The sequence below is a fragment of the Bordetella tumbae genome, assembly GCF_965139195.1.
GTDB classification, from domain to species: Bacteria; Pseudomonadota; Gammaproteobacteria; order Burkholderiales; family Burkholderiaceae_B; genus Bordetella_A; species Bordetella_A tumbae.
Genome location: NZ_CBCSJH010000007.1, coordinates 42,039 through 69,011, shown reverse-complemented (window position 1 = coordinate 69,011; position 26,973 = coordinate 42,039). Strand labels below are relative to the sequence as shown.

Sequence of the window (26,973 nt, the reverse complement as noted above, 5' to 3'; positions counted from 1 at the left end):
GGACACCGCGCCTCCAGCCTTTTTTTTACGCGTGCAATTCAAAAAAACGGTTTTTTCGATATGCCAAGACCCCGTAAACCTGACCACCTCAAGGTCGTTTCGGGCACGGACCAGCCTTGCAGGATGGACGGCCCGGACGCCGTCGAACTGCCTTTGGTGGATGACGTTCCGCCTGCACCTGAATGGCTGATCAATCCGGCGGCAGTCGAAGAATGGAATCGCTTAGCGCGAATTCTGTACGCAAACAAACTTTTAACAGAGGCAAGCCTTAGCTCGTTGGCGCACATGTGTGCGCTGCATGGAAAGATTCGACAACTCTACGCCGCTGGTGAAGCGCCCACTGCAAGCATGGTCGGTGCTCTTCGCGCATATCAAAACGACTTTGGTCTAACGCCGGTCGCCCAGGGAAAGGTTAAGCCCTCTGGTGAAGTGCCAGCGACAAACGAGTTCGCCAAAAATGGCCGCCCAGGTAAACGACGAGTCGCGTGATTATGTGGCAATTGCCATCGACTATGCGAAGGCTGCGGTAGCGGACAAGAAACGGAGGAAGTTTGGTAAGTGGATACGGCTCGCTTCGAAACGCTTTCTTGACGACTTAAAGCGGGCGAAACGAAAGGACTCGCCATTCATCTTCGACGAATGGCACGCCAATGACCCTTGTGACTTTCTGGAAAAGCTACCTCACGTAGAGGGTAAGTGGGTCAATCCGGATGGAACGCCGCAGCCAAATCTTGTTTTGCACCCGTCGCACATCTTCTTTGTTGTGCAGTTGTTCGGCTTCCGCAAGCGCGATGGCACGGAGATACCTGATTACGGCTTCTTCAGGCCCAGGCGCTTTACGTCTGCGCTGTTCGCGGTAGCGCGCAAGAACGCGAAAAGCACGCTATCCGCTGGCATTCTTCTCTATTGCCAGTGCTGCGAGCCCGAAGAGGGCGCGCAGATTATGAGTGCCGCTACCACCTACGGCCAGGCCGCGATCATCTTCAAGGTCGCTAAGCGGATGGTTGAGCTGAAGGCGGCTCTGCGTGAGGCATTTGGATTGCAAGTTTGGGCCAAGGCCCTGACGAGATTTGAAACGGGAGGGAGTTTTAAGGCGATTCACGCCAAGGCCAGTACGCAAGACGGCTTAAACCCGTCGCACACCGGTCTGGACGAGATTCACGCTCACAAGACCTCTGATCTTCTAAACGTCCTTACGTCTGCGGCGGGCGCCCGCTCGAATCCTTTGTGGTTGTATACCACCACCGAGGGATATGCGAATCCAGGCCCGTGGGCTGAGATTCGCCAGTTCGCCAGGAATCTGCTGCTAGGGGTTTTCGAGGCAGATCATTACCTTGCGCTGATATATGCGCTCGACGACGAGGACAAGACCGAGGGCTACAAAGAGGACGATGAGTTTGATGAAAGCAAATGGGTGAAAGCGAACCCTCTGCTTGATATCAACCCCCATTTGATGGCAGCCGTTCGGAAGGAGGCGATAGAAGCCAAGCAGATGCCTTCCAAATTGGCCGAGTTCCGAATCAAACGTTTGAATCGGCCAGCCTCAACATCAAGCGGATGGATCGACCTTGGTAAGTGGAAGAAGTGCGGAGGTGCTGTAGACCTGTCCTGGCTTAAGAAGTACCCCTGCACTGGCGGGCTGGACCTCGCAAGCACTACCGATTTGACCGCTTTTAGACTTGTCTGGAACGTGGACGGTGTGCTCTACACCTATGGCCTACGCTGGGTGCCTGAAAACGCGGTCGCACAACGTACTGAACGGGGCACTGTGCCGTACGCGAGCTGGGTTGAGTCGGGATTTCTCAAGCAGACAGACGGCGACGTTACCGATTATGCGGTGGTTGGCGCGGACATTATTGCGCTGTGCAAGGGACTTCAGGTCTCGTCGATTGCGTATGACAGCTGGAACGCATCAGACCTAGTGAGTCGGCTGGTCGAAGCTGGCCTGCCAATGGTGCAGTTCATTCAGGGTGGGAAATCGTATCACCCCGCTATGACCGCGCTTGAAATGGCCTACGTGTCTGGCTCGTTCGCGCATGGCGGCGATCCTGTACTTACTTGGTGTGCCTCGAACTTCGTTGAGCGTCGAGACGAAAACTTAAACATGTCGCCGAACAAGAAAAAGTCGGCTGACAAGATCGATGACATGGTTGCTCTGCTCATGGCCGTTGGGCTATCTCAGGCCCAGAAGCCCAGCAGAAGCAAAAACCGATCCTCATTCTTTGACAAGCCGGTGGTGGCATGAAATTAGTTCTGACTGTATATGCGCTCATTCTCGCGCTTTGCATGCTCGCGACCGTATCTGGCGTGTATGTCCTGTGGGGCACAGGGTGGGCTCTCCTATCTCTAGGCGGATTTCTTATGTGGCTGTCAGAGATTCTGCGCCGTGGGCTGAAGGAGATGAAGGGTGGAAATTAACTCTCTATCTAAGGCTTTCTTCAGCGGCCTCACAGCGGATTCCGGGCCAGGATTTCTCCAAAAGACGCTTTTTGGTCGCCATGCGAACGTCCCATTAGATGCTGGCGATGGTTTTTCTTATAACCAGCCTTGGCAAATAATCTCGGCCACAGGTCGCCCGTTGAGTGATGATGCTGTATTGAGATTGTCCGCTGCGATGGCTTGCGTCCGGCTGCTCTCCCAGGTGATAGCCACGCTACCACTCGGGGTATTTGAGCGTCTCGGTGACGGCGCTCGGCAAGAGGCTCGGGGGCATTGGGCATACGAACTTCTTCATAACGAACCCAATGCGTACATGACCGCCGCTGACTTTTGGCAGGTCATGGTTGCTTGGATGATGTTGCGAGGTAATGGCTACGCGGAAAAGCTCCGGATTGGTGGCCGCATCGTGGCCCTGAACCCGCTTCCGGCGTCCATGGTTTCCTGCCGAAAGCTCCCGAATGGTGAGCCGGAATACACATACACCGAGAATGGCAAACGCCGAGTGATTTCCAGAGCGGATATGTGGCATATCCCCGCATTTACTTTGGACGGGATTTTCGGCTTGTCGCCGATTCGATACGGGTCGGGCGTCTTCTCCGGCGCGATGGCAGCTGATGATGCGAGTCGTAGCATTTTTGAGTCGGGCATGTCGGCGGCTGGCGTCATTACGATGCCGCCGGATATGTGGCTCGACGAGGGAGAGCGAAAGAAGTTAGTCGATTCAATGAACGACTTTCGAGCTGGCGGAGCGCGTCGAAATCAGGCCTTCGTCTTGGAGGGCGGCATGCAGTACGCCCAGCTATCCATCAATCCTGAAGATGCGCAAATGCTCGAAAGTCGCATGTTCAACATTGAGGAAATATGCAGATGGTTCGGTATTGATCCAAGTCTCATCGGTCACGGACAGAAGGTGTCCAATTACGGCACCGGCCTTGAGGAAAAAAATCTCGGATTCCTTGCGTACTGCCTAACTCCCTGGCTGCGCAAGATTGAGCAGTCAATCAGAAAGAACCTTTTTACGCCAGCCGAGAAATTAAAGAACTTCGCTGAGTTCAATGTCGCGGGCCTTCTGCGTGGCAATGCATTGGCTCGGGCCGAGTACTACGCACGAATGGTCAATAACGGCCTCATGACGAGCGACGAAGTGCGGCGTGCGGAGAACCTACCGCCAATGGGTGGAAACGCAGAAGCACTCCGAGTGCAGTCGGCGATGGTTCCGCTGAACATGATCGGCTCAGTAGCCTCCGGCTCTGTGCAGCCCGAATCCTCCGGCGTATCGCAGGACGTGCTGCGAAACATTATCCGTCAGGTCGCTCCTGACCTGGGCGATTCAGAGGTGGAGCAAGTCCTTTCCCGAGTAGTACAGCCTTCATCGCAATGAGAACACCATGAATCAAAAATCTCCTGTGCTCCGGCATAAACGCGTGGCGTTTAAGGCCGAAGATGTGACCGAGGTCGGCACGTTCATTGGCTACGGCTCCGTATTCGGAAACTTGGATGGCGGTGACGATATCGTCGAACGCGGTGCGTTCGGAGCCAGTATCGAGCGGCTGAAGTCCATGGGGCGTGTGACGCCAATGCTCTGGCAGCACAAGACCGATGAGCCAATCGGGCATTGGGCCGAGTTAGAGGAGGATGACCACGGCCTCAAGGGCAACGGCGAGCTTTGGATTGACGACGCGCCATATGCGCGCATCGCCCATCGTGGCATGAAGACTCGGTCAATAACTGGTTTGTCGATTGGTTATGGCGTCATCCGCGAGACTTACGACAGCAAATCGGGCATCTCGCTGCTGCACGAGTTGGACCTGTACGAGATTAGTCCCGTGACGTTCCCGATGAACGATCTTGCTCGGGTCGAGGCCGTGAAGTCTGCCTTGTCCGAGGGCGGACTGCCAACCATCAAAGAATTTGAGCGATTCCTGCGAGAGGCAGGATTCTCGAAGACCCAGGCCACTGCCGTCGCCAACGGCGGCCTGACGAAGTTGCTCCGGAGTGAGTCCGGCGACGCAAAGGCGAAACAGGCCGCGAGCATCGCGCTAGCGGCGTTCAGACTCCATTCAATGTAAGGATCAACAAATGAGCACCGTAGAGGAACAAGGCTCCGATTTGGCCTCGCTGGCAACTGAATTTGCCAAGGCCACCAAAGAAGTCAAGGAAATGGGCGCGGAGATCCTGCGCCAGAAGAACAACGGCGAAGACACCTCCAAAGAATTGAAAGCCAAGGTCGATGAGGCGCTGGAGAAGCAGGGCGCCTTGGGACAGCAGGTCAAGGAACTGGAGCAGGTTATCGCCCAAGGCTTGAAGGACATGGGCCGTGGCGAGGATGTGACCCTCGGCGCAGCGCTGGACAAGTTCTTTGAGGACAATCCTGAATCTAAGCAGTTGCTTGCTACGCCGCGCCAGGGAAAGAGCATTCACATTCCCATGAGCCGTAAGGCGCTGCTCGGGTCGTCTACGACTGGTGAGGCTCTGAATTACCCTGGTCAGCAGTTGCCCATGGTCCAGCCTGCCGTCCGGCGTCTGGTCGTGCGCGATCTCCTGATGCCTGGCCGTACCGATAAACCTGTCGTCTTCTACCCGCGTGAGACGGGGTACACAGGCGGTCCGGATATCGTGGCTGAAGGCGCACTGAAGCCCGAGTTCAACGTGGAGATTGAAAACGTCACCGCGACGGTGCCAACAATCGCCCATTGGACAGACATCTCCTTGCAGATGCTCGACGATGTTCCGTACATCCGTAGCTACATCGAAGGCCGGATGCTCTATTTGCTGAAGCTGAAAGAGGAAGAGCAGTTCCTTAACGGCTCGGGCGCTGCGGGCAATATGCTGGGCTTGTATACCGCTGCAACGCCGTATGCACAGCCAGCTGGCGTCGAAGTTACCAACGAGCAAGCTATTGACCGCCTGCGTCTGATGTTGTTGCAAGTGGAATTGGCAGATGCGTTCGCCACTGGCATGGTGTTGAACCCCGTTAGCTGGGCCAATATCGAGCTGTTGAAAGACTCGCAGCTGGGCTATCTGTTCACGAACCCGCAGACGACCACTACTGGCCGACTCTGGGGGCGCGATGTGGTCTCCACGAAATCGATGGCCGCAGGCAATGCTCTGGTCGGAGACTTCCGTACGCATGCTCAAGTCTTGGATCGTCAAGATGCGAACGTTTCCATCTCGTTTGAGAACAAGGACAATTTTGTCAAGAACTTGGCAACGATCCGCGTCGAAGAGCGGACGATTGTGGTCATCTACCGCCCCGAAGCTTTCGTTAAGGGCTCGTTGGTAATCACGACTCCGTAATCGACGGCAGCATCTTTCAAGAAAGGGCGGATTTGATCCGCCCTTCGTATATGGAGATCCCATGAAAATCAAGATTACGGATCAAGTTGATCGCTTCATGCCCGGTGATGAGCCTGATGTTCCAACTTACTACGCTGAAGCGCTGGTAAAGCTTGGTGTGGCGAAATACCCGGGAGCTAGCCAGGACCCGCCAGAGAACAAAATGGCCGAGCCCCCGGCAAACAAGCGGGCCGCAGGACGAGGCCGAGGACGCGGGGCCGATAGGGGTTAGCCATGAGCGTCATCAACCTGAGCAAAGCTAAGGCGTTTCTCGATGTCTTCCATGACTCAGACGATGAGAAGCTGCAAGACCTGTTGGATGGTGCGGAAGAAGAGGCCCTGCGCTTCATGAAGCGCAGCCATTTCAGCGGCGCATGTCCGGCTATTGAGGGCGATCCGCTGATTGGTGTATCTGACCCAGATGAAGTTACCCCGGGTCAGCGGGTGGCTGTGTTCCTCCTGTTGCAGGCCAGCTACGGCGCTTCGCCAGACGATGCGGAGAAGCTTCGACGAGCGGCGCAGATCAAATTGCGGCCTTATCGCTGCTCAGCGGGGTTGTGATGCTTTCTTATCGATTGCGGCACCGAATCACATTCGAGCGCCCCGTTCATATCAAGAACGAAGAGACTGGTTCTGTTCGCACGGTTTGGGAGGTGGCCATCGTCGGTGGGAAACCTATGGTTGACGTGCCTGCCGAGGTTCTGACCGGCGCTGGCCGTGAGCTGATGGCGGCGGATGCACGGCAAGCACAAACCACGGCGCGCATTAATTTGCGATGGTTCCCTGTCGACCGGCTGGAGCTAGCCAAGTGGCGCATCCTTTGGGATGGTCGCCAACTTGGGATCGTCTCTGCGGAGACGGATATCACCGCTCGGCGTGAATGGCGTCTTCGTTGTGAAGATGGGGTGCGCGATAAAACTTGAGGGGGCGTAATGGCCGAAAACCGCTTTTCAGGCTTAGACCAAGCCCTGAAGAACATGAAGGACTTGCCCGTCAAGATTCGGCGCTCAGCAGGCCGCAAAGCCGTTGGCAAGGGAGCTGCGATATTGCGCCGCAGAGCGAAAGAGAACGCTTTGCGCATTGACGATAAGGACACAGGGCGAAGAATCGCCGACAACGTCGGCCAGCGCTATCGCAGCAAAGAATCCCGGCGTACTGGAGACGTGATCATCAGTGTTGGTGTTCTCACGAAGAGGGGCCGCATTCCACGGGGCAATCCTGATGAGGGGCCGAAGGGAAACACGCCCCACTGGCACCTTAAGGAGCTTGGAACGAGCAAGGTTCGTGCTGAGCCGTTCATTCGGCCTGCTGGTGAGGGCAGTGTTGACGAGGTGCTTAATGCCGTCGCCGCCGAACTGGATAAGCAAGTCACCAACGAAGTTAAGAAATTGGGGGTGTGATGTATCCGCCCATATACGCGACAGTAAAGACCTCTCTCGCTGTCCAGGCCGTGCTAGGTGAGGACGTACGCCTCTTTCCTTTCGGAAGGGTCCCGCAAGGCACGCCAGCGCCTTATGGAGTCTGGCAGCTAGTGCCTGGCGGTAGCCCCGAAAACTACCTTGGAAATCTTCCTGATATTGACAGCATGTTGGTGCAGGTCGATGTCTACGCGACCACCGATGATGACGCACGCGAGGCCGCAAAGGCCTTGCGAGATGCCATAGAGCCACACGCACACATTGTCTCTTGGCGTGGAGAGGACACAGACACCGAAACCGACTTGGCCTTCGTCAGCTTTGACGTTAGGTGGTGGGTGCCTCGATAGCTAACCCAACTTTATTTCACCTATGCCCCGCACCTCGCGGGGCTTTTTTTTGCCCGTGAATCGGGTTCCTTTGGAGTTGAAACCATGTCCATCTTGACCCAGGGCACACAAATCTATGTATTGGCGCCCACTGTTGAGGACCCGACTAAGTTCGAGGCCTTGGAAATTGAATGCGCAACAGCGTTCTCGCCAGGCGGAAACCCCGCTGATCAGATCGAAACCACGTGCCTAAGTGACAAGATTCGCAGCTATCTGCGTGGCTTGCGTACGCCTGGGCAGGCGACGCTGAACATTAACGCTGATCCGCGCAACGTGTCGCATATCCGCCTGCATCAGTTGTCTGAGGATGACAACGTTGAGGATTTGGCCTGGGCTGTGGGCTGGTCCGATGGCAAAGCGCCGCCGACTGTAATGGCGACTGGCATCGTCTCAGGCATCACCGTGACGAATGGGGGGAGCGGTTATACGACCGCGCCGACGGTGACGCTCTCGGGCGGCGGCGGCACCGGCGCTACCGCGACCGCCACCGTGTCAGGCGGCGTAATCACTGGCATCACTGTATCTAACCCTGGTTCCGGGTACACATCGGCCCCGACTGTTGCTATTGACGGCGACGGAACCGGCGCTGCGGCGACAGCGACCCTTGGGGCAGGTGACGATTTCAATCTGCCCGCGACTCGCACTTGGTTTGTTTTCCGCGCTTACGTGTCCGACTTCCCGTTCGACTTCGCGGCAAACACTGTTGTGGCGACGGCTGCAACCCTTCAACGCACGGGCGGCTCCGCCTGGATTCGTAAGGTGGCCTAAGCATGTTGATGACCAAAGAGAGTTTGGCGACAGCGGGCGCGTTTACCGGCAAGCCTGTTGAAAAAGAGGTCAAGTGGAATAAGGATGGTGAAGACCTGGTCTTTACCGTCTACGTCCGACCTCTGGGTTATAGCGCCGCAGTATCCGACCTGCTGGCGATGTCCGGAAAGGTGGATGCCGTTGCTGGCCGCATTGCAGCGAGCATTTGCGATGCCGATGGAAAGCCTGTTTTCACCGTTGGGGATATTACGGGCGAAGCTGATCCGGAACGCGGCCCGTTGGATGGTGAGCTGACTACGTCGCTTCTTGCTGTGATAGGCGAGGTGAATGGCCTGGGAAAGTTGAAGACCTCACCGAAGAGGAAGAGGTCTGGTGCGAACTCGTAATGAACGGCATCGGCGGTTGCACAATCGCCGAAGCGAAAGAGCGTCTGAGCTACCGAGAGTTTGTCACATGGAGACAGTACCGGGCTAAGCGGGGAGGCCTGAACCTAGGCATGAGGGTAGAGCGCGCAGCTGCGACGATTGCGGCGCTTTACGCCAATTCCCACAGCAAGAACGGTGGCTACACCATCTACGATTTCATGCCTCATGAGAGTGCGCCAGCTATCTCGCTGGAACAGGCCATGAAGGAATGGGCATAAGCATTACCCCGCTTCGGCGGGGATTTTTTTTGGGCGTTGAAAATGTCGAACTCTCGAAGTCTGGGCACTCTGACGCTTGATTTGATTGCGAAGCTAGGAGGGTTCGAATCCGGAATGGATCGGGCTGGCCGCATCTCCAAGGCCAAGAGCGACCAGATAGGAAAGGATGCGGAATCAGCCGCAGCACGAACCAAAGCAGCGTATGCGACCATCGCTGCCGTCGCGGCAGGAACCATAGCCGGGATATCGCTGGGCACGATCTTCGGTTCAGTTATTGAGGAGACAAAGCAGGCTGAACGTGAGCAGGCACAGCTTGCGGCGGTGCTGAAATCCACTGGTGAGGCAGCCGGATTTAGTCGCGACCAATTGAACGCACTGGCGGCAGAGCTTGAGGGCGCGAGCATTTTCAGCGCCGGAGATATTAATCAAGCGCAAACTGCCCTGCTCGCGTTTACCAACATCGTTGGAAATGAGTTCGTCCGCGCTCAGAAAGCAGCAGCGGACATGGCGTCTCGTACCGGGATGTCGATACAACAATCTGCCGAGACCATTGGCCGTGCTCTAGATGTGCCTTCTGAGGGGATGGCCTCTCTCAGCAAACAGGGTTTTCGATTTACTGAGGACGAGAAGAAACTTGTCGCTTCGTTGGAGTCGGTTGGCAAAGCGAGCGAGGCACAAGCCATTGTCCTAAAGGCGTTGGAAGCGACGTACGGGGGCGCAGCAGAGGCGGCGCGTACTACGTTCGGTGGCGCTCTGGACGGACTGCGCAATACGATCAGCGGCCTGCTGACCGCTGACGACGGCAGTCTGGATGGGGCTCGGATTGCGCTTGAAGAGTTCAACGAGCAGCTGTCGAGCCCTGAGGCCGTCGCGGCTTTCAGTTCGCTCGTCACCACAGTCGCGGACGGAGCAGGCTTGCTGGTGCGGGCGCTGGTGTCCATCCCTTGGGATAAGACTCTTACAGCAGCTGGGGCGATTGCCGTCGTCCTCGGCGCACGCCTGGCCGCAGCAGCAACAGCATCGGCGGTGAGTTTCGCCGCGGCCACCGCGGAATCGGTGCGCTATCAGATGGCTTTGGCGTCCATGGCTGGCGTTACCACCAGGGCGGCGGCGGGTATCACGGCTGTTGGTGTTGCTGCGCGGGTGGCGTCCGGCGCAATGGCACTTCTTGGCGGGCCTGTTGGTGCGGCGATCACGGCTGGCGCAGCGCTGGTGTACTTCGCGACCTCGGCAGGTGAGTCCAAAGATAAGGCTGAAGACCTTGGGCAGCAGGTTGACTACCTGAGCGCCTCGTTTGATGGGTTCACCAAGAGCAATGCACAGGCTGCATTGATTGATATCCGGAACGAGTTGGCGAAGGCTCAGCTTAAGACGCTTGATGCAAATGACGCTGTTAATTCACTGTCGGCGCAATTGGCTGGTATTCCGAATACCGATTCGCGATTCCAGAGTCTGAATGACAAGCTGATCAAGGCAAAGAGCGAATTTGACAATGCTAGCGGGGCAGCAGCAAGGCTCAATGATCGCATAGTCGAGCTGACCGCCATCATCGCTGGCTTCGATTCGTCCGCTGCCGGTGGGGCGGTGGCAGCATCCAAGGCTTTTACGGAGCTGTCAGACAAGATCAATGAGCAGATATTGCTCACTGGAAAGCGGACGGAGGCTGACAGGTTAGCGGCGCGCATCGGAGCGGGACTTGTTAAGGGGCTGAAGGATGGCGAGGGGGAGAAGCTGATTGCTCTCCAGCGCACGGCAGATCAAAAGGCAGAGGAAGAAAAGAAGGAGCGGGAGCGCGAAGCCAAGGCCAAGGCGGCAGCTCAGGCCGCGCAGAGCGCCGCTGCGAGTGCGGCCAAAGCCCGCGAGCAGCGGGCAGCTGAAGCGATCAAGGATTACGAGCGCCAGATCGAGCTAATTAATACGACCGGCAAGCGGCAGCAGGATGCCAGCGAGGTTGCAAAGCTGGCTTTTGAGTTGGAATCCGGAAAGCTGGTCGGCATCAATGAGCAGCAGAAGGAGCGTTTAAAGCAACTTGCACAAGAGCTAGATGTAAAGCTGAAGCTCAAGCGCGAGAACGAGAACGCGCTCAAGTTGGCTTCATACGCTGCCACTCTTGACGAGAGAAACCAAACCGCGAGTGATGGGTTTGAGCTTGAACTCGCTGGCGCGGGAATGGGTGATAAGTACAAGGAACGGTTGAGAGAAATTCTTACCATCCGGCAAGAATTCAATCGTGAGATGAGTGATCTCCAGTCTCAGTTGAACAGGGGGGACATCGACCAGGACCTTTATGACGCTGAAACGGAGGTGCTCCGTAAGGCTCTTGAAGATCGGCTCGCCTTGCAGCGTGATTTCTACGAACAGCAAGATGAGGCTCAGGCGAACTGGTTGGACGGCGTCTCATCGGCGTGGGAGAACTACCGAGACACCGCCATTGATTACCAGCAGCAGGCTGCGGATTTTATTTCTGGAACGCTCGACGACACGACAGCCGCTGTCGGCAATAACTTGGCTGCGATGGCATTAGAGGGCCAGTCCCTGGGTGACACTTTTGTGAACATCGGCGCCACGATGGTCCGAAGTATTGTCGGTGCGCTGACGCAAATGGCCGCGCAATGGCTTGTCTATCAAGCAGTGCAGCTCTTAGTAGGGCGAACAACGCAAGCCAGCGCGGCTAGCACCTTAGCTTCGAATGCAGCTGCTACCTCATTGCAGGCTGGGCTGTCGGCGTATGCATCTACCGCCGCGATACCGGTGGTAGGCCCTGCCCTTGCTCCAGTTGCTATGGAGACGGCTATCGCGGCAACGGCACCTTTGGCCGCCGCAGTGGGGGCGCTGTCTCTTGCTGGCATGGCTCACGACGGTATTGACGCGGTCCCTGAAACCGGCACATGGCTTTTGAAGAAGGGCGAGCGCGTTACTACGGCAGAAACGAGCGCGAAGCTTGACTCGGTACTGAGCCGCATTGATTCCAATGTGGACCGTTCAGGCCGAGGCGTGACGGTGGTCCTCAATGAGGATCGGGAGCGCGCAGGGACAGTCGATCAGTCTTCGGGTCTGGATGGTGAGGATGTCATACGAATCTTTGTATCGAACATCCGCAATGGCGGCGATGCAGCTGATGCGATGCAGAGCACTTATGGATTAAGAAGGGTTGGGCGATGATTTCAACGGACATTGATTTTCCGGCTGATTTGCCCCTCCCTCTTAGGGAGGGGTACGGGTTCAAGCATGCTGAAACATTCAAGCGCACGCCGATGCAGTCCGGCCGGTCACGCTATAGGCGTATTCCCTCTGGACCGAGCACCGTGTCGGTGTACTGGATACTTAGGCAGAACCAAGCAGCGGCATTTGAAGCATGGTATCGAGATTCCATTAACGACGGTGCGGATTGGTTCAACTTCAAGTTGTTGAGTCCTATAGGGATGGTGACGACCGTCTGTCACTTCAAAGACGTGTACGAGGGGCCGGAACTTGTCGGTCTTTCATCGTGGCGTATCTCGGCTGAATTGGAGGTCTGGAGCCGTCCTTTGTTGCCTCCGGGTTGGGGGAACTTCCCCGAGTTCATTACTGGGGCAAGCATCTTTGATATTGCAATGAACCAAAAGTGGCCTAGAGCATGACAATCTTATCTGTTGTCTACGCCTCCGCGCCTACGAACGAACTCATCATTCCGACGCTTGAAATACAGCTGCCAGAGCGATGGATTCGGATCTGCGCCAGTTTTGAGGATCAGCTGCTTGGCGTTAACGGTGAAATGGTTTGGTTCGAGGCAGGCTCATTGAGCATCACCCTGCCAGCTAAGAACTCCACGAGCGTGCAGACGCTGACTTTCGGCGTCCCTGCGATAGACGGAGCCATTCAGCGTTATGTGGACCAAGCACTTGAGGCTGATATAGAAGTCAAATTGATTTATCGGGAGTACCTGGAAAGCGATAAGTCAGCGCCGTCCCGCGCCCCGACAGTTATGACTATACGGGGTGGCATTTTTGAGGATGTCGAGGCGCAATTTGAAGCGGGGTACTACGACATTCTGAACACGGCGTGGCCGCGCCCTAGATACACGGCGGAAACTGCGCCGGGGATTAGGTTTACATGATCAATCGGTATCTGTTGACGCGTTACGTGGCAGGTGGACGCGGCCCGCATGAGTATGACTGTTGGGGTATGGCGCGGGATGCGCGTGCTGAGCTGTTTAACAAGCCGCTTTTGCCGTCGTGTCCGGCGGCTAAACCAGGGGCCTTACAGGAAATCACGTTGGCATGTGGAGAGGTAGCAGGTGCTTACGGTCTACGGCCCACACCAAGAGTTCCTGGTGCCATCGCTACCGCCTGGCGGGCAGGGTTGTGCGTGCATGTGGGGCTGGTTGTCGAGGCGGACAACATGCAATGGATTCTAGAGACCGACATCGGCACTGGGCCTTGCTTGACTCGCCCGAGCAAATTCGAAGAGCGCTATACAAAGGTTGTCTATTATGCGGATTGAGGTGTATTCCACATTCTTGCCCGAAGTGGTGCTCGAAACGAACGAATGGACCGGTGATACTTTCGCGGGATTCCTGGATGCCAACAAGATTGAATGGCGAGGCGTTACCTCACAGCCGGTCGTTGTCAAGATCGACGATGCAGAGATTCCGCCTGCCTTGTGGGAAAAGGTGCTTTCGCCGGAAACGGTCGTGCGCGTCTATGCGCTACCACGCGGTGGAGTGTTCAAGAGTATCGGCAGCATTATCGGGAAAATTTTCAATGCCGTTTTTGGATGGCTTACTCCGAAGACGAACGTCTCAGGCTCCAATTCGGCGGAGCAGAGTAAGCGTCTTGAGACTGTTGACGCGAAGGCCAACCAGGCCAAGCTTGGTCAGGTGGTCCCTGAAATAGCGGGTAGGCATCAGCGGTATCCCGACTACTTAGTTCCGCCGCATCGATTCTTTGAAAACCAGCGTACGCAGCGGGTGCAGTTTCTCGTTTGTATTGGGCCTGGTCTTTATGGTGTCAATGGGCAGGATGTCAAGATAGGTGACACACCGTTCGACACGCTGGGCGACGATGCGACCTATCAGATATATCCGCCAGGAGTTGAATTGTCTGGCGACTACGCGTCTGAACATTGGCACCAGACTGAGGAAGTCGGCGGAACCTCTTCAGGCACGCCAGGACTCGTTCTTTCGACCAACGTCGCGAATCGGGATAACGTTGATCCCGCTGCCTACGTGTTTGACTGGGACAACATCCGGCGGACGGAGGGGGGGTGGCCGAGTGGTTGGGGGCCGGGGTCGAATGTGCAGGTTGAGTTCCCTGTCCCATACCAGGTAGTAACCATCACGGTGCCGCCTACAGAGTCAGCGCCCGGATACCAGATCAGTGAAATCACAGGATGGTTCCATCATTTGCCGAATACGTTGCTTGCTCCCAATGCGATCATCGGCCTAGGCCCGATAGATAGCGTTGAGGTCTACCGCATTCGGTCGATAGCGCCGGGCGGTACGCTTGGCATCTACACCGTTCGTTTAGAGCAAGTCGGCACGGGCAACCCTATCGTTCTGCCTCCCGGGCCGTCCGTGGTGTTGCGTTTTGGGAGCGACTTATCTCGGAATATATATGCGGCGGTAGGCGAAGACGCTTTTCAAGTCGCGCCGGGGCGCTTTCAGACAGAAGGCGACCCGTTGTCTGTCGCTGGGGCGAAGGTGCGCTATCGCGATGGTGCAGCCTACGGGGAATGGACGGGCGAGTTTGTGGCGACGCCTGCTGAAGAGAAGACGTCAACAATTGAGTATGACGTTTTCTATCAGAACGGCCTCGCCTACATAGAGGACGATGCCAAGACTTCTTCGCGCAGCGTGAGCGTTCAGTTCCAATATCGCGACATTGAAACTGGTGTGCGGACAACCGTTACCAAGACCTATACAGAAGCCACGTTAGACGAGATCGGCTTTACGGAACGGATTGACCTTCCATATCCGATGCGTCCGTCGTGTCGGATGCGGCGTATCACTGCCAATGCCATCGACAACCAAGTGCGCGATCAGTGCACCTGGTACGGCTTGAAGGTTCGGATACCGACGCGGACGGTTTATCCCGATTGGACGACGATGTCAGTCTCGTTGCGTTCGGGAGGGCGGATAGCTGCCCAGTCTGAAAACCAAATCAACCTGGTCGTAGAGCGCTTGCTGCCGCAGCTCAACCCGGATAACACCTGGACGGAGCCGCAGGCCACACGACAGATTTCTGCATTCTTTCGGTACATCTTGACGACCATCGGCTATACCGACGAGCAAATCGATATGGAGGCGCTGCAACAGCTGCATTCAGTTTGGTATTCGAGAGGTGAAACACTGGACTATGTCTTTGACGAGACGACAGTGAAGGAGGCGCTTCAGTTGGCGGTCGAGGCAGGGATGGGCGAGTTCACGATTTCTGATGGGAAAGTGAGGCCCATTCGCGAAGGAGTTCGGACGGTGTTCGAACAATCCTACTCGCCGCAGAACATGACCAGCCCTCTAAGGCGTCAGTTCGCGTCTCGCCAGCCGAACGATCCTGATGGGGTCGAGGTCGAGTTTATCAACTCGAAGACTTGGGCAAAGGATGTCGTGCGCTGCGGCCTGCCGGGAGATAACTTCTTCAAGGTGGAAAAGATCACCGTCAAGGGCGTGACTGACCGCACGATTGCGTGGCGTATTGGAATGCGTTATCGAAGACGGTTGCGTTACCGGCGATGGACCTACAACTTTTCCACGGAACTTGACGCGCTGAACAGCGAATACAAGAGCTATGTGCCATTGTTCGACGATATCCCAGGCTTCGGACAGTCGTCACCGATCGTCCATGTAAGCGCCGCGCCTGCTGGTTCAGCAAAGATCGTCCTCAATGACGCAATGACCTGGGAGGATGGGAAGGCGCACATCTTTGGGTACCGCCGCCCAGACGGGACGTTTGTTGGGCCTTATCCGGCGGAGCGTGGCGATAGCGATTTTGAGGTCATCGTGCCGCTGCCCCAGCCCTGGCCCACAGTCACGCTCACGATGGAGCTGCCACATGCCTTTCTAGGTGTGTCGGAGAGATTCTGCTTTCCAGCTTGGATCACCGACATCTCCCCAAAGGGAAATGACTCTGTATCTGTCAAAGCCGAGAACTACGACGGGAGGGAGTACGCATCGGACGACGCGTTCCCACCCGATTAATTAGATAACTTGCATCAACACAAGCCCCTTTCGAGGGGCTTTTTTTATGGGCGACGGTATGACGACCTATAACACTGGGAACCCCGTTCCGAGCACCAACCCGAAGGATTTGCTCGACAACGCTGAGAATTACGACACCGCAATGAACGACCGGGTCAACCCGAATTGGGTTGATCGCTTAGGGCGAGTGCGAAAAACCTACGGTGAAATTGAACGGCTTGCAGACCCGGGAACTGTATTGGCAGCTGTAGAGACAGCTGAAGAGGCGGCGAGAACTGCGGTTGCGGCAAATCGAACGATCTTTCGCGCAACTAAAGCCGAGCTTTTGGCTGCGATGCAAGGCCCTCCTGCGCAGATGGACGAGACTCCAGGAAAAGTTACGAACGATCCAGGTCACACGGTTGAGAACCCTATAAACGGTGACTATGTATGGAGGAATGGGCAATTGGTCTATTCCGCCGCGCAGCCTGCAACGCGAGAGGAAGTGGATTATGCCCTGGAGACCTATAGCGCTCTAGTGGGGGAGCCAGTTGAGCAGTACGAATTCTTTAACGAGTACCCAGTACCGGAGTTCTTTACAGACAAAGCATACGTGGGTACAGATTCGGCCGATTTCGTGATCGAGTCCAAAACCACGTCCGGCGAGTTTGTGTTCAACGGCTCCGCTTCTAGCGGCGACGAGACTCAATATGAATTTCATAATGCCCCCGATACAGAGGGTATGGGGTCTGTGTTTGTTGATCGCAACGAGTACATTTTTGCGAACTTCAGCCAGGTCGGCGACTGGTCGGGCGAGGCCACACCTGCAAACTCTGAGGCGAACCTCAAATTCCCTCTCAATCCCTTGACTCAAATGTTGGGTCAGATCTTATATGGGCAATCCTTATACATGGGGTGCCGAGGGATTCCTCCGCTATCTACGGATCAGCCATATTCCAATTGGACGTTTGGCCAAGGTCCTCGCTCAACTCGACCAGGCGGAACGGGTGGTGGAACAGGTACGCAGGCGGCTATTCCGCTGATTGAAAACACGTCAAACATCGCTGGGAACGGATCTCCAGATCCTGGCGAGACTCCATGTTCGGGCGCGGCGAACTTTTTTAGCGTCCAAATCAAAGATTGGGGTATCGACCCTAATGCATTGCCGGTTTTCTCATCAACGGCGGGTCATGGCGGTTATAGCATTACGCAGCTAAATGAGAACTCATCGTGGATCGCTGTTTGGCGCGATCACGTGACACAGCAAAAGGCGCGTGCGGAAGAGATGGGGAAAGAGTACATCGTTCCCGTCCTGCATTACGGACAAGGCGAATCTGATGGCGGGATGGATGAGATCGTATGGCGTAACTATTTTCTCGCTCTGTACGCTTATCAAGTGTCCTTCGTCAAGTCTGTTACTGGTCAGAAGTGGACGCCGCCGATGCATACTTATCAAAACTGGGCCACCGGCAACGCGAGTAACCCTGCTAAGGCCTATTTGTGGCTGGCCCGAAATTATCCTAACACCTTCAGGTTGGTTACTCCGCTGTATCACTTGCCGCGTGCCGACTATGCCAGCGATGGCACTCATCTGAGCAATATCGGTTCCAAGCAACTGGGTTGCTATCTAGGTCGCGCCTCGGCTGACGTAGTTCTAAGCCGCCCGATGACCAACTTCATCATGCCAGGCAAGCCCGTGTATGAGTCTGATACTCGCATTCGCATTCCGCATGCCAGTGGATTTCCTCTGCAGCTGACTGAGACCACCGCGCAGAGCGGATACAAGGTGTTGACTGGGGGAGAGGACGCTGGCGTTCCTGTCGTTACGTTGGATGAGTACAAGAACGTAATTTTGACCCTGCCCCAAAGCGTAAGTCCCGAGGATTTGGTTGTCCGCTATGCGCGAGATTACAAGCCTGAGGGCATTGTATTGAACGGTGGTGCGGGTGATCTGTGTGATACCGACCCGACTACTGTGATCATCTCGGATGAGCTTCGGAGCCTTCGTAGCTATTGCCCGTCGTTCGTAGAAACCGTCACCCTGTCTCGCGTTTGAATTTAAGAAGGTAAACCAATCATGATGCAAGTCCAACAATATCCGAGCGTGGTCACTGACAACCCAGATCTGCCAAAACTGGTCAGATCAGCGGACGCGCAGGCAATCGCAAAATTCCCTGATTTCGGAATAGTTATTGACCCCAGCTATATTTTTAATGATGGGAAGTCGCCCATCAATCGAGCCACAGGCCAACTCATGCCAACTGCGCTCGTGGATAACCCGCTTGTGATTGGGGCGTTCCCTAATGGGGCGCCGTGTTTTGATATCTTGGCATCAGCCAACAATTTGCCGAGTGGCGTGAATGTATTGCGGCTAGGCGATGTGAGTGCATCGCCGTTTCCCGCCACTGAATTCTCGATGGCTTTCGTGATGATGCGTGCTGGTGCCGCAGCGTCAACACTCGGTTTTTTAACATCGGCGAACGGCACTGCCGGCAACCCCCGCATACTTGTGAACACTGCCGGTCGGCTGGTGATTGCGAACGGTACAGCATTCCCGGTTTCTGACACTGTTACGTCGAATCCTGTACCTACTCGCTATGTAATCACTTATTCGAATGATCTCGGTGGGAAATTATTTCGGGACGAAGCTTTGATTTCTTCGAGTCCAACCGCGTTTGCAGATCCTGGTTCGGTACTAAACCGCATGTATGAATTCAATAAGTTGAATTTTGGTACTTTGGAGAGCTTCCTCCTTTCGGTCGGTTATCACACCACGATTGATCTCTCTCGGCCGCAGAACGCCGGACATCTGGCGCGTATCAACAAACACATGAAGTCAATGTTCATCGACTAGTTTGAACTTTCAAAAAACTCATCATGCCCACGTTTGTGGGCTTTTTTTATGGGATTCGGATGAATAACTTAGACCCGGTCAACGTTGCTGTAGCCGTCGCGTCGGTGCTATTTGGACCAACGTTGGCGGCGATCATCGGCCCGTATGCCGTCATTGTCATTGCTTCAACAGTGGGGGCTGCGTGGTCGTTAGGGCGGCGCGACCCTACGGCCAGGCTCGGAGCCGTTTGGTACTTCCTGCGGCTCAATGCTACGGCGGTTCTTATCACTGCGGGCCTGGCCGATATCGTTGGCCGCTGGATCGGTGGCGATGATACGTCGTGGTTGCTGGCCCCTATTGCTTTGTTGGTTGGGGGCGTGGGCGACGATTGGCCTCGCATAGGCCGTTGGATTATTGCCCGCGTAGGTAGCGTGTTTGAACGCCGAATAGGCGGGGGGCCGCAATGACTTGGGAAACAAATCAAATCACGGCCATCATCAATTTGGCGATCTGCATCGCCATTTGCGGGTCATGCATTTGCCGACTCACGCATGTCGGCAAGCATGATCTAGCCCGCAGGGCGCGGTATGCGTTGATGGTGGGCGGTTCGGTTACGTGCGGCTTGCAGCCAGTCTTGTTCGGTCAGTGGCCGAGCGTAGCGACGACAGTGTTTGCGGGCTGCATTCTGCTCAACATGATGATTAATGCGTCACGGTGGAGGCGATCATGACACTACAGGACCAGCTCACAACTCAGCTGCGTCGTGACGAAGGCGAAGTACTGCACGCCTATCAGGACCACCTCGGATACTGGACCTTGGGGATAGGCCGATTGATTGATAAACGGAAGGGGGGCGGGATAACGCCTGATGAAGCGGCTTATCTGCTCGCCAATGACATCAAGCGCGTGTCAGTTGAAGTTAGCAAGCGTTTGCCCTGGTTTGAAGCGCTAGACGAAGCACGCAAGGGTGTTTTGTTGAACATGGCGTTTCAAATGGGCGTGGATGGTCTGTTGGGCTTCAAAAACACTCTTGCGATGGTCGCACGCCACGACTATGCAAAAGCCGCAGACGGCATGCTCAACAGTCTGTGGGCTCGTCAGACTCCAGCCAGGGCGCAGCGGCTGTCAAAGCAGATGCGTACGGGAGAGTGGCAATGATAGCCATCATTGAGCGATTTAAGGGCTATCTGATTGCCATTGGCGCGGCCATCGTGACGCTGATCGCCGTCTATGTTCGCGGGCGAAGCACGGGCCGAGCTATCGAACGGCAGGAACGAGAAACCCAAATCAATAAACAGGCGGACGAAGCCCGCCAAATTGTTCAAGAGGTGCGCAATGAAACGGCTTCTATGGATGATGCTGCTGTCGCTGCTGATCTTGAGCGCTGGGTGCGCAAGCCCGCCGGTCAGGGTCGTCGCTGATTACTGCGAGCACGCCAACCTGTACTGGTTCGACGACAGCGAGCAGATAAAGGCTACGCCCGCTCCGGTGAGGCGCTTTCTCCGCGACAACAACGAGACGTGGCTGTCTCTGTGTAAAGCGGATAAGTGAATAGCAATAAAGTAGTAATTTTTCTATCAGTACTATTTTGTTTCTATTTGGTGGACTTTTAACGCAATAGATTGAAGCTTTTAACGGGCTCCTGAATCCATTGCAGCTCAAAGCCGTCGGGTCCAACGAGCCCGACGCCGACTGGCCCCAGTGCTTGCAGCTCACGCAACTCTAGTGGATCGCTGTACAACCATTCGGTGATTGGCTGCGCCTCAAGTGCGATCTGGGGCGCTATATCCGAGATATAGCGTAGCGCCACGACCCGGCCGTCCAGGATTGCAGCAATAGCCCACTCGTCGCCGTCGTGGGAGTCTTGTAGGGATTCAGGGATGGGGTAGATCATGGTCATCGCATGTTACCCCGTGTTGATCGGACTATTTAACCTGCTTAGGCACGAAATACTTGGTCCCAGGAATATGGGATCTTGCCCGTTCGTCGTCATCATCTTCCAGCGCAAATGGTTCCTTCTTTAGCTCACGGAAGTGGCTTTCCGCGCAAGAGATAGCCGCAGGGGTGCGCACGACAATCCACTGTTGGTAGACGTAGAGGGTCCGGCGTGCATGGGCGCGCAATCGCGAGACCTCACGCAGCAGCTTCATGATGTCTGGGTCGCCTAGGCGGCGCTGCATGATTTCGCGCAACTGCTCGCGAGTCATTGGGGGATATTTCGATTCTGGCATGGCTGAAAACACTGTTTGCATAAACAGTATATAGCGCCATAAAATCGGTGCCACAGTGGCGATCCGTCACGAATATCGAGACACCAATGAGCGCAACTGATTGGCAGCAGGTCGATGAGTACTATTGGTCGGGTCCTGGTGGCTGGACCATATGCCGGGTCTTCGTGAATGGCGGGTGGATATTTGAGCTTTGGAGTGGCGGAGAGTGCCGCGGCTCTAGGGCTTCACTCGAAGGCGCAGTCGCCCTTCAGCAGCAAATCACTTAATTGGTTCGGGCGTAGCTACCAGAGCGTCCGCCGGGTAGGGCAGCAGGAAATCCCGGGTTTCGCCTGGACCTGCGGCAAGCCATTCACCATATGCGCCGTCTGGCAGGATGACGACCATGCGTTTTTCTTTGCCTGGGCGGTGATAGTGCTTGAATAGTGGGTGAGCGTCGGCGTTGATTGTCAGCATGGTGTAGCTCAGCCGCCAGTTGCCGTCCGAATCCTTATATCGGTCCCAGAGTCCGGCGATGCCCATGGGTGCGCCATCGGCTCTCGTGAATCGCGTCGGCACAGCTTTGCCTGATCGCCAGTCCGGTTCGTAGATTGCCTCAGCGGGGATGATGCAGTGTTGTCCACGCTGCCATGCGCCGCGAAACGTCCAGAGCTTATCGGCAGTTTCGGATCGAGCATTGAATGTACTTTTCGTACCAGCCTCATCCAGTTTGTCTGGCTTCGTTCCTGGCGGGATCATGCCCCAGCGGCCTACCTCTACTTCGCGCTCGGGTACCGCCTCATCGCTAGAATCCCACTCTGGTGGTCTGCGCACAAACTCACCATACCGGCGCGGCCACATGTCCCAATCGGCTGGCAAAGGGATGCCGTGAGCCCGGAAATATTTCTCCATCTGCTCGCGCTTTTTTATGCCCTGGTAGTGGCTGCACATGCTGACCTTCCGTACACTAGACAGCCCGATTACAACAAGGCGCGATCATGGAACACATTGATTCAATTCTGGGTGAGCTCAAAGCTGCTCGTCAATTGATCGAGCGTGATGATGAGGGTTTTCTCGTTCCTACGTATGGCGGAACCAAGATTTCCGTTCCCGACTCTTATTTAGCAGACGATACCGGTCGATTGAAACAGGTTTTGAGGTTACTGCGAAAGGGAGCCACCCCTGAAATCGTATTAGCTTTCACGGCCGAAGCTGGATTTGGTCACCAGTGATTAAAGCGCGTCCGAGGTAGTTGAAAGCAAGACCACGGTTATCAGAAGTCTGCGCCTCACGACTACTGTATATGTGATGCGCCTCACATAAACGCCGCACATTAGGCAATAAAAAAGGGCTACGCAGTTGCGTAACCCTTTGAATTCGTTGGTGGCCTGGGGCGGAATCGAACCACCGACACGCGGATTTTCAATCCGCTGCTCTACCGACTGAGCTACCAGGCCAACGAAGTCCGCAACTATACACAATTTTTTGACCTTGTGCAGGCGAATCCCCAAAAAAAGTGCCAGACCGACAAAAAACATGTGTAAATCAGCTTTACTAAGGGATAACCCTTGGCTGTATAATTTTCATCTACCTCATGTTACAAATGCGTCGTGCTCCGCCTGACGGCGCTTATTTCTGTATCCCATGTCCGTAGCTGTTCTTGCGTTCGGTCTGAATCACACGTCTGCGCCCGTAGCGGTGCGCGAACGGGTGTCTATGCCCGTCGATTTGGTGCGGCCGGCATTAGAGGGCCTGCGGTCGGCATTTGGCGGGGCGGTGCGCGAGGCGGCGATTCTGTCGACCTGTAATCGCACCGAGGTCTATTGTGCGGCGGACGCGCACGTAGCCGAGCACTTGCCCGTGTGGCTGGCCGACCATAACCGCCTCGAGGCGGGGGCGCTCAGTCCTCACTTGTATCGCCACCAGCAGGACGATGCCGTGCGCCATGCGTTCCGTGTGGCCAGCGGGCTCGATTCGATGGTGCTGGGCGAGCCGCAGATTCTGGGGCAGATGAAAGACGCGGTGCGTGCCGCCGGCGAGGCCGGCTCGTTGGGCACGTTGCTGCATCAGCTGTTCCAGCGCACATTCTCCGTTGCTAAAGAGGTCCGGTCGCAGACCGAGATCGGCGCGCATTCGGTATCGATGGCGGCGGCTGCGGTGCGACTGGCCGAACGCGTGTTCGGCAATCTGGATCAGGCGCGCACGCTGTTTATCGGCGCAGGCGAGATGATCGACCTGTGTGCGACGCACTTTGCGGCGCAGCGCCCGCGCAGCATGATGGTGGCCAATCGTACGGCAGAGCGCGCCGAGGCCTTGGCCGGAAAATTCTCGGCCAGCACGATGAAGCTCGTCGATCTGCCCGATCGCCTGGCGGAATTCGACGTCATTGTTTCCTGTACGGCCAGCTCCCTGCCCATATTGGGTCTGGGGCTGGTCGAGCGCGCGACGCGCCAGCGCCGTCACCGTCCGATGGTGATGATCGATCTGGCGGTGCCGCGCGATATCGAGCCCGAAGTCGGCCGGCTCGATGACGTGTATCTGTATTCTGTTGATGACCTGGGCCGCCTGGTACAAAGCGGTACCGATGCCCGCCGTGCTGCGGTGGTACAAGCCGAGGCCATCATCGAAACGCGTGTCCAGGGCTTTATGCACTGGATGCAGTCGCGCGAAGTCGTGCCCGTGATCCGCGACCTGCATCAGGCCGCCGAGGACGTGCGCGCCGCAGAGCTCGACCGCGCCCGCCGCATGTTGGCGCGTGGCGAGTCGCCCGAGGCCGTGCTGGAGCAGTTGGCACACGGCCTCACTCAGAAATACTTGCACGGCCCGTTGGCGGCACTGAACCGCAGCGAAGGCGACGAGCGCAAGCAATTGCTCGCCTGGATGCCGCGCCTGTTCCCGGGTCGTGATACGCGCCGTTAGCGCTGCTGCCGCAATGCCCGCCTCTCGGCGGGCGTTCGCTTTTCGGGCGCCCGCGTTTCGCTAATCCCCTTTTGTCCCTTTGGTATCCGTATATGAAATCTTCCATGCGCAGTCGGCTGGAACAGTTGTCTCACCGCCTCATCGAGGTGGACGCACTGTTGGCCGAACCCGAAACCGCTGCCGATATGGAACGCTTTCGCAAACTATCGCGCGAGCGCGCAGAGCTCGAGCCTGTTGCATCGGCATTTGGGCAGTTTGCACGGACGGAAGACGATCTGGCGACCGCGCAGGACATGCTGAGCGATCCCGACCTGAAGTCCATGGCCGAGGAAGAAATCAAAACGGCCAAGGATCGTCTGGAAGTCCTGGAAAGCGAGCTGCAGTTGCTGCTGCTGCCGCGTGACCCCAACGACGGCCGCAGCTTGTTCCTGGAAATCCGCGCGGGCACGGGCGGTGACGAGAGCGCGCTATTTTCCGGTGATCTGCTGCGCATGTATTCACGCTATGCCGAACAACGCGGCTGGCGCGTCGAACTGATGTCGGAAAGCCCCTCAGAGCTGGGCGGCTACAAGGAAGTGATCGCACGCATCGACGGCGATGGTGCCTACGGACGGCTGAAATTCGAGTCGGGGGCGCATCGCGTGCAACGCGTGCCCGCCACCGAGGCCCAAGGCCGCATTCATACCTCGGCATGCACCGTGGCGGTGATGCCGGAGGCCGATGAGATGGGCGAGATCATCATCAATCCCTCTGATCTACGTATCGACACGTTCCGCGCCAGCGGCGCTGGTGGGCAGCACATCAACAAGACCGATTCTGCCGTGCGCATCACGCACTTGCCGACGGGCCTGGTAGTGGAGTGTCAGGATGACCGCTCGCAGCATCGCAACAAAGACAAGGCCATGCAGGTACTGGCCGCGCGCCTGAAAGACCGTGAATTGCGTGAACGCCAAAGCAAAGAGGCCGCAGAGCGCAAGAGCCTGGTGGGCTCGGGAGATCGTTCCGAGCGCATTCGCACGTACAATTTCCCACAAGGTCGTGTGACCGATCACCGCATCAACCTGACGTTGTACAAGCTGCAGCAAATCATGGAAGGCGATTTGGAAGAATTAACCGGCACACTCATCGCCGAACACCAGGCCGAGTTGTTGGCGGCGCTGGGAGACGAGGTTTAACGTGAGCCGCCCCATCCTGCAAACCCTGTTGCGGGACGCGCGCTTGCCGCGGCTGGAGGTGCGCATGCTGCTCGAGCACGTGCTGCATAAACCGCGCGCGTGGATGCTGGCGCACGACACCGATCCGATCGAGTCCTGGCAGGCTCAGCAATATCAGACTCTCGTCACGCGACGGCTCGCTGGCGAACCCATGGCATATCTGGTGGGGCATCGCGAATTCATGGGACACGATTTCGCGGTGACGCCGGACGTGCTGATTCCACGGCCAGAAACGGAGCTATTGGTTGAGACGGCCCTGGCCTGGCTCGCCGATCGTCCCGAATCCGCCGTGCTGGATTTAGGCACAGGCAGCGGCGTGATTGCCGTGTCCATCGCGCTCGGAGCACCGCAAGCCACAGTCACTGCCACGGATATCAGCGCGACTGCGTTGCAGATGGCCGTGCGCAATGCCGCGCGTTTGACCGCGCGCGTGGACTTCGCGCAAGGCAGTTGGTATGAGGCCTTGCCGCCCCGCGCCCGCTACGACTTGATCGTCTCCAACCCGCCGTATATTTCCCGTGATGACGAACACCTGGGGCAGGGCGATCTGCGGTTTGAGCCTCGTGGCGCATTGACAGACGGCGCCAACGGCCTGCGTGATTTGACCACCATCGTGAACGGCGCAGTCGACCGGTTGCGTCCGGGGGGCGAGCTGTGGATGGAGCACGGCTGGGACCAGGCGCAGGCCGTGCGGCAATTGCTGATGGATGCCGGCTTCAAGAACGTCACCAGTCTGCGCGACCTTTCGGGAATCGAGCGAATTTCTGGCGGGTCTCTATAATGGATTTATCCGAATTTTCGAGAAACCCCGCGCCAGCATCAGGGGCTGCGATGAGGTACCACTTCTTTCCAGCTATCCCCTGAGGCCAAAGCCCACGCCACATCGTTTTGCGGCACAGTATTCAGGACGTGGGGCAATCCATCCGTTTTACATGTTTGTGAGATCACCATGAGCGACGTACAAGAATTCATCCGCGACACCGTAACCCAGCACCCCGTGGTGTTGTTCATGAAGGGCACGGCCCAGTTTCCCCAATGTGGCTTTTCCGGTCGCGCCATTCAGATCCTGAAAGGCTGTGGCGTCAAGAAGCTGATCACCGTCAACGTGCTCGAGGATGACGAAGTCCGCCAGGGCATCAAGGAATACTCCAACTGGCCCACCATCCCGCAGCTGTACGTCAGCGGCGAATTCATCGGTGGCTCGGACATCATGACCGAGATGAACGAAAACGGCGAGTTGAAGACCTTGCTGGACCAGTCCGGCGCAACGGCCTGATTATCTGCGCATCCCGTGGCGCCAGCCCAAGGTTCATTGCGTGCTGGCGCTGCGCCCTGATTGCTTGACCGTCCTCAGAGGCCGGCAGGTTGACATCTCATGTCGACAGCCGCGCGATCCCTCTTTACTCGCGCACGATGTGGCAGCCGAGCCAACCCTTCTCATGGGCCAGTCCGATAGCGATTTTGGTCGCGCCCGTAGGCGACCAAAATTGCAGCCCTGCAAGATCTTCGGTTCTGAAAAAACGGTGTCCCACGAAGCCTAAGCAAGCAGCCCGTCCCAGCGATCATACGATTGAAGTTGCTGTGAGTTGATGCGGGGCAGTGGCCGCGTTGGGGCGCCTCGGCGTCGAGCGAGGGAAACCGAAGGAGCGCAGCGACG

30 protein-coding genes and 1 tRNA gene are annotated in these 26,973 nt (G+C 56.6%); 27 read left to right on the top strand and 4 right to left on the bottom strand.

The annotated features are described in order from the left end of the window. Positions 1–123: 123 nt before the first annotated feature. The 22 genes from ACNA0J_RS10560 (at position 124) to ACNA0J_RS10455 (ending at position 20,397) form a co-directional block, all read left to right on the top strand. Positions 124–489 (top strand): hypothetical protein, encoded by a 366-nt coding sequence (locus tag ACNA0J_RS10560; RefSeq protein ID WP_415818818.1) that lies wholly within the window; start codon positions 124–126, stop codon positions 487–489. After that, positions 458–2,245, top strand: coding sequence for a terminase large subunit (locus ACNA0J_RS10555; protein ID WP_415818817.1), 1,788 nt, complete (start codon positions 458–460; stop codon positions 2,243–2,245). The genes ACNA0J_RS10560 and ACNA0J_RS10555 overlap by 32 nt, the downstream gene beginning before the upstream one ends. 162 nt (positions 2,246–2,407) lie before the next feature. Further along, a complete protein-coding gene (locus ACNA0J_RS10550) occupies positions 2,408–3,820 on the top strand; it encodes a phage portal protein (protein WP_415818816.1) in 1,413 nt (470 codons plus the stop codon). A 7-nt stretch (positions 3,821–3,827) separates the two neighbouring features. Beyond that, positions 3,828–4,508 (top strand): HK97 family phage prohead protease, encoded by a 681-nt coding sequence (locus tag ACNA0J_RS10545; RefSeq protein ID WP_415818815.1) that lies wholly within the window; start codon positions 3,828–3,830, stop codon positions 4,506–4,508. 10 nt (positions 4,509–4,518) lie between these two features. Beyond that, on the top strand, positions 4,519–5,736 hold the full coding sequence (locus tag ACNA0J_RS10540; protein WP_415818814.1) for a phage major capsid protein: 1,218 nt from the start codon (positions 4,519–4,521) through the stop codon (positions 5,734–5,736). Positions 5,737–5,797: 61 nt separating this feature from the next. Continuing rightward, positions 5,798–6,007: a hypothetical protein gene (locus tag ACNA0J_RS10535; RefSeq protein ID WP_415818813.1), complete on the top strand. Its 210-nt coding sequence runs from the start codon at positions 5,798–5,800 to the stop codon at positions 6,005–6,007. 2 nt (positions 6,008–6,009) lie between these two features. Next, a complete protein-coding gene (locus ACNA0J_RS10530; protein WP_415818812.1) occupies positions 6,010–6,336 on the top strand; it encodes a head-tail connector protein in 327 nt (108 codons plus the stop codon). Continuing rightward, the gene (locus tag ACNA0J_RS10525; protein WP_415818811.1) at positions 6,336–6,698 is read left to right on the top strand and encodes a head-tail adaptor protein; all 363 of its coding nucleotides are present in this window, start codon (positions 6,336–6,338) and stop codon (positions 6,696–6,698) included. Before ACNA0J_RS10530 ends, ACNA0J_RS10525 begins: the two co-directional genes overlap by 1 nt. Positions 6,699–6,707: 9 nt before the next feature. Then, the gene (locus ACNA0J_RS10520) at positions 6,708–7,175 is read left to right on the top strand and encodes an HK97-gp10 family putative phage morphogenesis protein (protein ID WP_415818810.1); all 468 of its coding nucleotides are present in this window, start codon (positions 6,708–6,710) and stop codon (positions 7,173–7,175) included. Then, positions 7,175–7,540, top strand: coding sequence for a DUF3168 domain-containing protein (locus ACNA0J_RS10515; RefSeq protein WP_415818947.1), 366 nt, complete (start codon positions 7,175–7,177; stop codon positions 7,538–7,540). Before ACNA0J_RS10520 ends, ACNA0J_RS10515 begins: the two co-directional genes overlap by 1 nt. A gap of 84 nt (positions 7,541–7,624) precedes the next feature. Continuing rightward, positions 7,625–8,347: a phage tail tube protein gene (locus ACNA0J_RS10510; protein ID WP_415818809.1), complete on the top strand. Its 723-nt coding sequence runs from the start codon at positions 7,625–7,627 to the stop codon at positions 8,345–8,347. A 2-nt stretch (positions 8,348–8,349) separates the two neighbouring features. Next, positions 8,350–8,733 (top strand): phage tail assembly chaperone family protein, TAC, encoded by a 384-nt coding sequence (locus ACNA0J_RS10505; protein WP_415818808.1) that lies wholly within the window; start codon positions 8,350–8,352, stop codon positions 8,731–8,733. Then, a complete protein-coding gene (locus ACNA0J_RS29695; RefSeq protein WP_460490294.1) occupies positions 8,733–8,990 on the top strand; it encodes a phage tail assembly protein T in 258 nt (85 codons plus the stop codon). Before ACNA0J_RS10505 ends, ACNA0J_RS29695 begins: the two co-directional genes overlap by 1 nt. Before the next feature lie 42 nt (positions 8,991–9,032). Further along, positions 9,033–12,152, top strand: coding sequence for a phage tail tape measure protein (locus ACNA0J_RS10495; protein ID WP_415818806.1), 3,120 nt, complete (start codon positions 9,033–9,035; stop codon positions 12,150–12,152). Further along, complete coding sequence (locus tag ACNA0J_RS10490) at positions 12,149–12,610, top strand: hypothetical protein (protein WP_415818805.1); 462 nt, start codon at positions 12,149–12,151, stop codon at positions 12,608–12,610. Before ACNA0J_RS10495 ends, ACNA0J_RS10490 begins: the two co-directional genes overlap by 4 nt. Beyond that, positions 12,607–13,086: a DUF1833 family protein gene (locus tag ACNA0J_RS10485; protein WP_415818804.1), complete on the top strand. Its 480-nt coding sequence runs from the start codon at positions 12,607–12,609 to the stop codon at positions 13,084–13,086. The genes ACNA0J_RS10490 and ACNA0J_RS10485 overlap by 4 nt, the downstream gene beginning before the upstream one ends. Positions 13,087–13,461: 375 nt before the next feature. Beyond that, positions 13,462–16,164 (top strand): host specificity factor TipJ family phage tail protein, encoded by a 2,703-nt coding sequence (locus ACNA0J_RS10480; protein WP_415818803.1) that lies wholly within the window; start codon positions 13,462–13,464, stop codon positions 16,162–16,164. A gap of 58 nt (positions 16,165–16,222) precedes the next feature. Then, the gene (locus tag ACNA0J_RS10475; protein ID WP_415818802.1) at positions 16,223–18,199 is read left to right on the top strand and encodes a hypothetical protein; all 1,977 of its coding nucleotides are present in this window, start codon (positions 16,223–16,225) and stop codon (positions 18,197–18,199) included. A 21-nt stretch (positions 18,200–18,220) separates the two neighbouring features. Continuing rightward, complete coding sequence (locus tag ACNA0J_RS10470; RefSeq protein ID WP_415818801.1) at positions 18,221–18,997, top strand: hypothetical protein; 777 nt, start codon at positions 18,221–18,223, stop codon at positions 18,995–18,997. 59 nt (positions 18,998–19,056) lie between these two features. Then, positions 19,057–19,443, top strand: coding sequence for a hypothetical protein (locus tag ACNA0J_RS10465; protein ID WP_415818800.1), 387 nt, complete (start codon positions 19,057–19,059; stop codon positions 19,441–19,443). Between the two features lie 259 nt (positions 19,444–19,702). Next, a complete protein-coding gene (locus ACNA0J_RS10460; RefSeq protein ID WP_415818799.1) occupies positions 19,703–20,134 on the top strand; it encodes a glycoside hydrolase family protein in 432 nt (143 codons plus the stop codon). Continuing rightward, the gene (locus ACNA0J_RS10455) at positions 20,131–20,397 is read left to right on the top strand and encodes a hypothetical protein (RefSeq protein WP_415818798.1); all 267 of its coding nucleotides are present in this window, start codon (positions 20,131–20,133) and stop codon (positions 20,395–20,397) included. Before ACNA0J_RS10460 ends, ACNA0J_RS10455 begins: the two co-directional genes overlap by 4 nt. A 188-nt stretch (positions 20,398–20,585) precedes the next feature. On the opposite strand, the gene ACNA0J_RS10450 is transcribed toward ACNA0J_RS10455, so the two are convergent. From ACNA0J_RS10450 to ACNA0J_RS10440, 3 genes are all read right to left on the bottom strand, one after another. Further along, positions 20,586–20,870, bottom strand: coding sequence for a hypothetical protein (locus ACNA0J_RS10450; RefSeq protein WP_415818797.1), 285 nt, complete (start codon positions 20,868–20,870; stop codon positions 20,586–20,588). Positions 20,871–20,901: 31 nt separating this feature from the next. Beyond that, positions 20,902–21,261, bottom strand: coding sequence for a hypothetical protein (locus ACNA0J_RS10445; protein WP_415818796.1), 360 nt, complete (start codon positions 21,259–21,261; stop codon positions 20,902–20,904). Positions 21,262–21,465: 204 nt separating this feature from the next. Then, positions 21,466–22,134, bottom strand: a complete 669-nt coding sequence (locus ACNA0J_RS10440) for an SOS response-associated peptidase (protein ID WP_415818795.1) — start codon at positions 22,132–22,134, stop codon at positions 21,466–21,468. A gap of 47 nt (positions 22,135–22,181) precedes the next feature. Here ACNA0J_RS10440 and ACNA0J_RS10435 point away from each other — a divergent pair, with 47 nt between their 5' ends. Next, positions 22,182–22,415, top strand: coding sequence for a hypothetical protein (locus ACNA0J_RS10435; protein ID WP_415818794.1), 234 nt, complete (start codon positions 22,182–22,184; stop codon positions 22,413–22,415). Positions 22,416–22,564: 149 nt separating this feature from the next. Here the strand turns inward: ACNA0J_RS10435 and ACNA0J_RS10430 are convergent. After that, a tRNA-Phe gene (locus tag ACNA0J_RS10430) sits at positions 22,565–22,640 on the bottom strand. Positions 22,641–22,827: 187 nt separating this feature from the next. On the opposite strand from ACNA0J_RS10430, the gene hemA reads away from it, so the two are divergent. The 4 genes from hemA to grxD all read left to right on the top strand — a co-directional run bounded on the left by hemA (position 22,828) and on the right by grxD (position 26,592). Further along, on the top strand, positions 22,828–24,102 hold the full coding sequence (gene hemA / locus ACNA0J_RS10425) for a glutamyl-tRNA reductase (RefSeq protein ID WP_415818793.1): 1,275 nt from the start codon (positions 22,828–22,830) through the stop codon (positions 24,100–24,102). 92 nt (positions 24,103–24,194) lie between these two features. Continuing rightward, positions 24,195–25,277 carry a peptide chain release factor 1 gene (gene prfA / locus ACNA0J_RS10420; RefSeq protein WP_415818792.1) on the top strand — a complete coding sequence of 361 codons (1,083 nt, stop codon included), beginning with the start codon at positions 24,195–24,197 and terminating at the stop codon, positions 25,275–25,277. Between the two features lies 1 nt (position 25,278). Continuing rightward, positions 25,279–26,097: a peptide chain release factor N(5)-glutamine methyltransferase gene (gene prmC / locus ACNA0J_RS10415; protein ID WP_415818791.1), complete on the top strand. Its 819-nt coding sequence runs from the start codon at positions 25,279–25,281 to the stop codon at positions 26,095–26,097. A 168-nt stretch (positions 26,098–26,265) separates the two neighbouring features. Continuing rightward, complete coding sequence (grxD, locus tag ACNA0J_RS10410; protein WP_415818790.1) at positions 26,266–26,592, top strand: Grx4 family monothiol glutaredoxin; 327 nt, start codon at positions 26,266–26,268, stop codon at positions 26,590–26,592. Positions 26,593–26,973 lie beyond the last annotated feature (381 nt).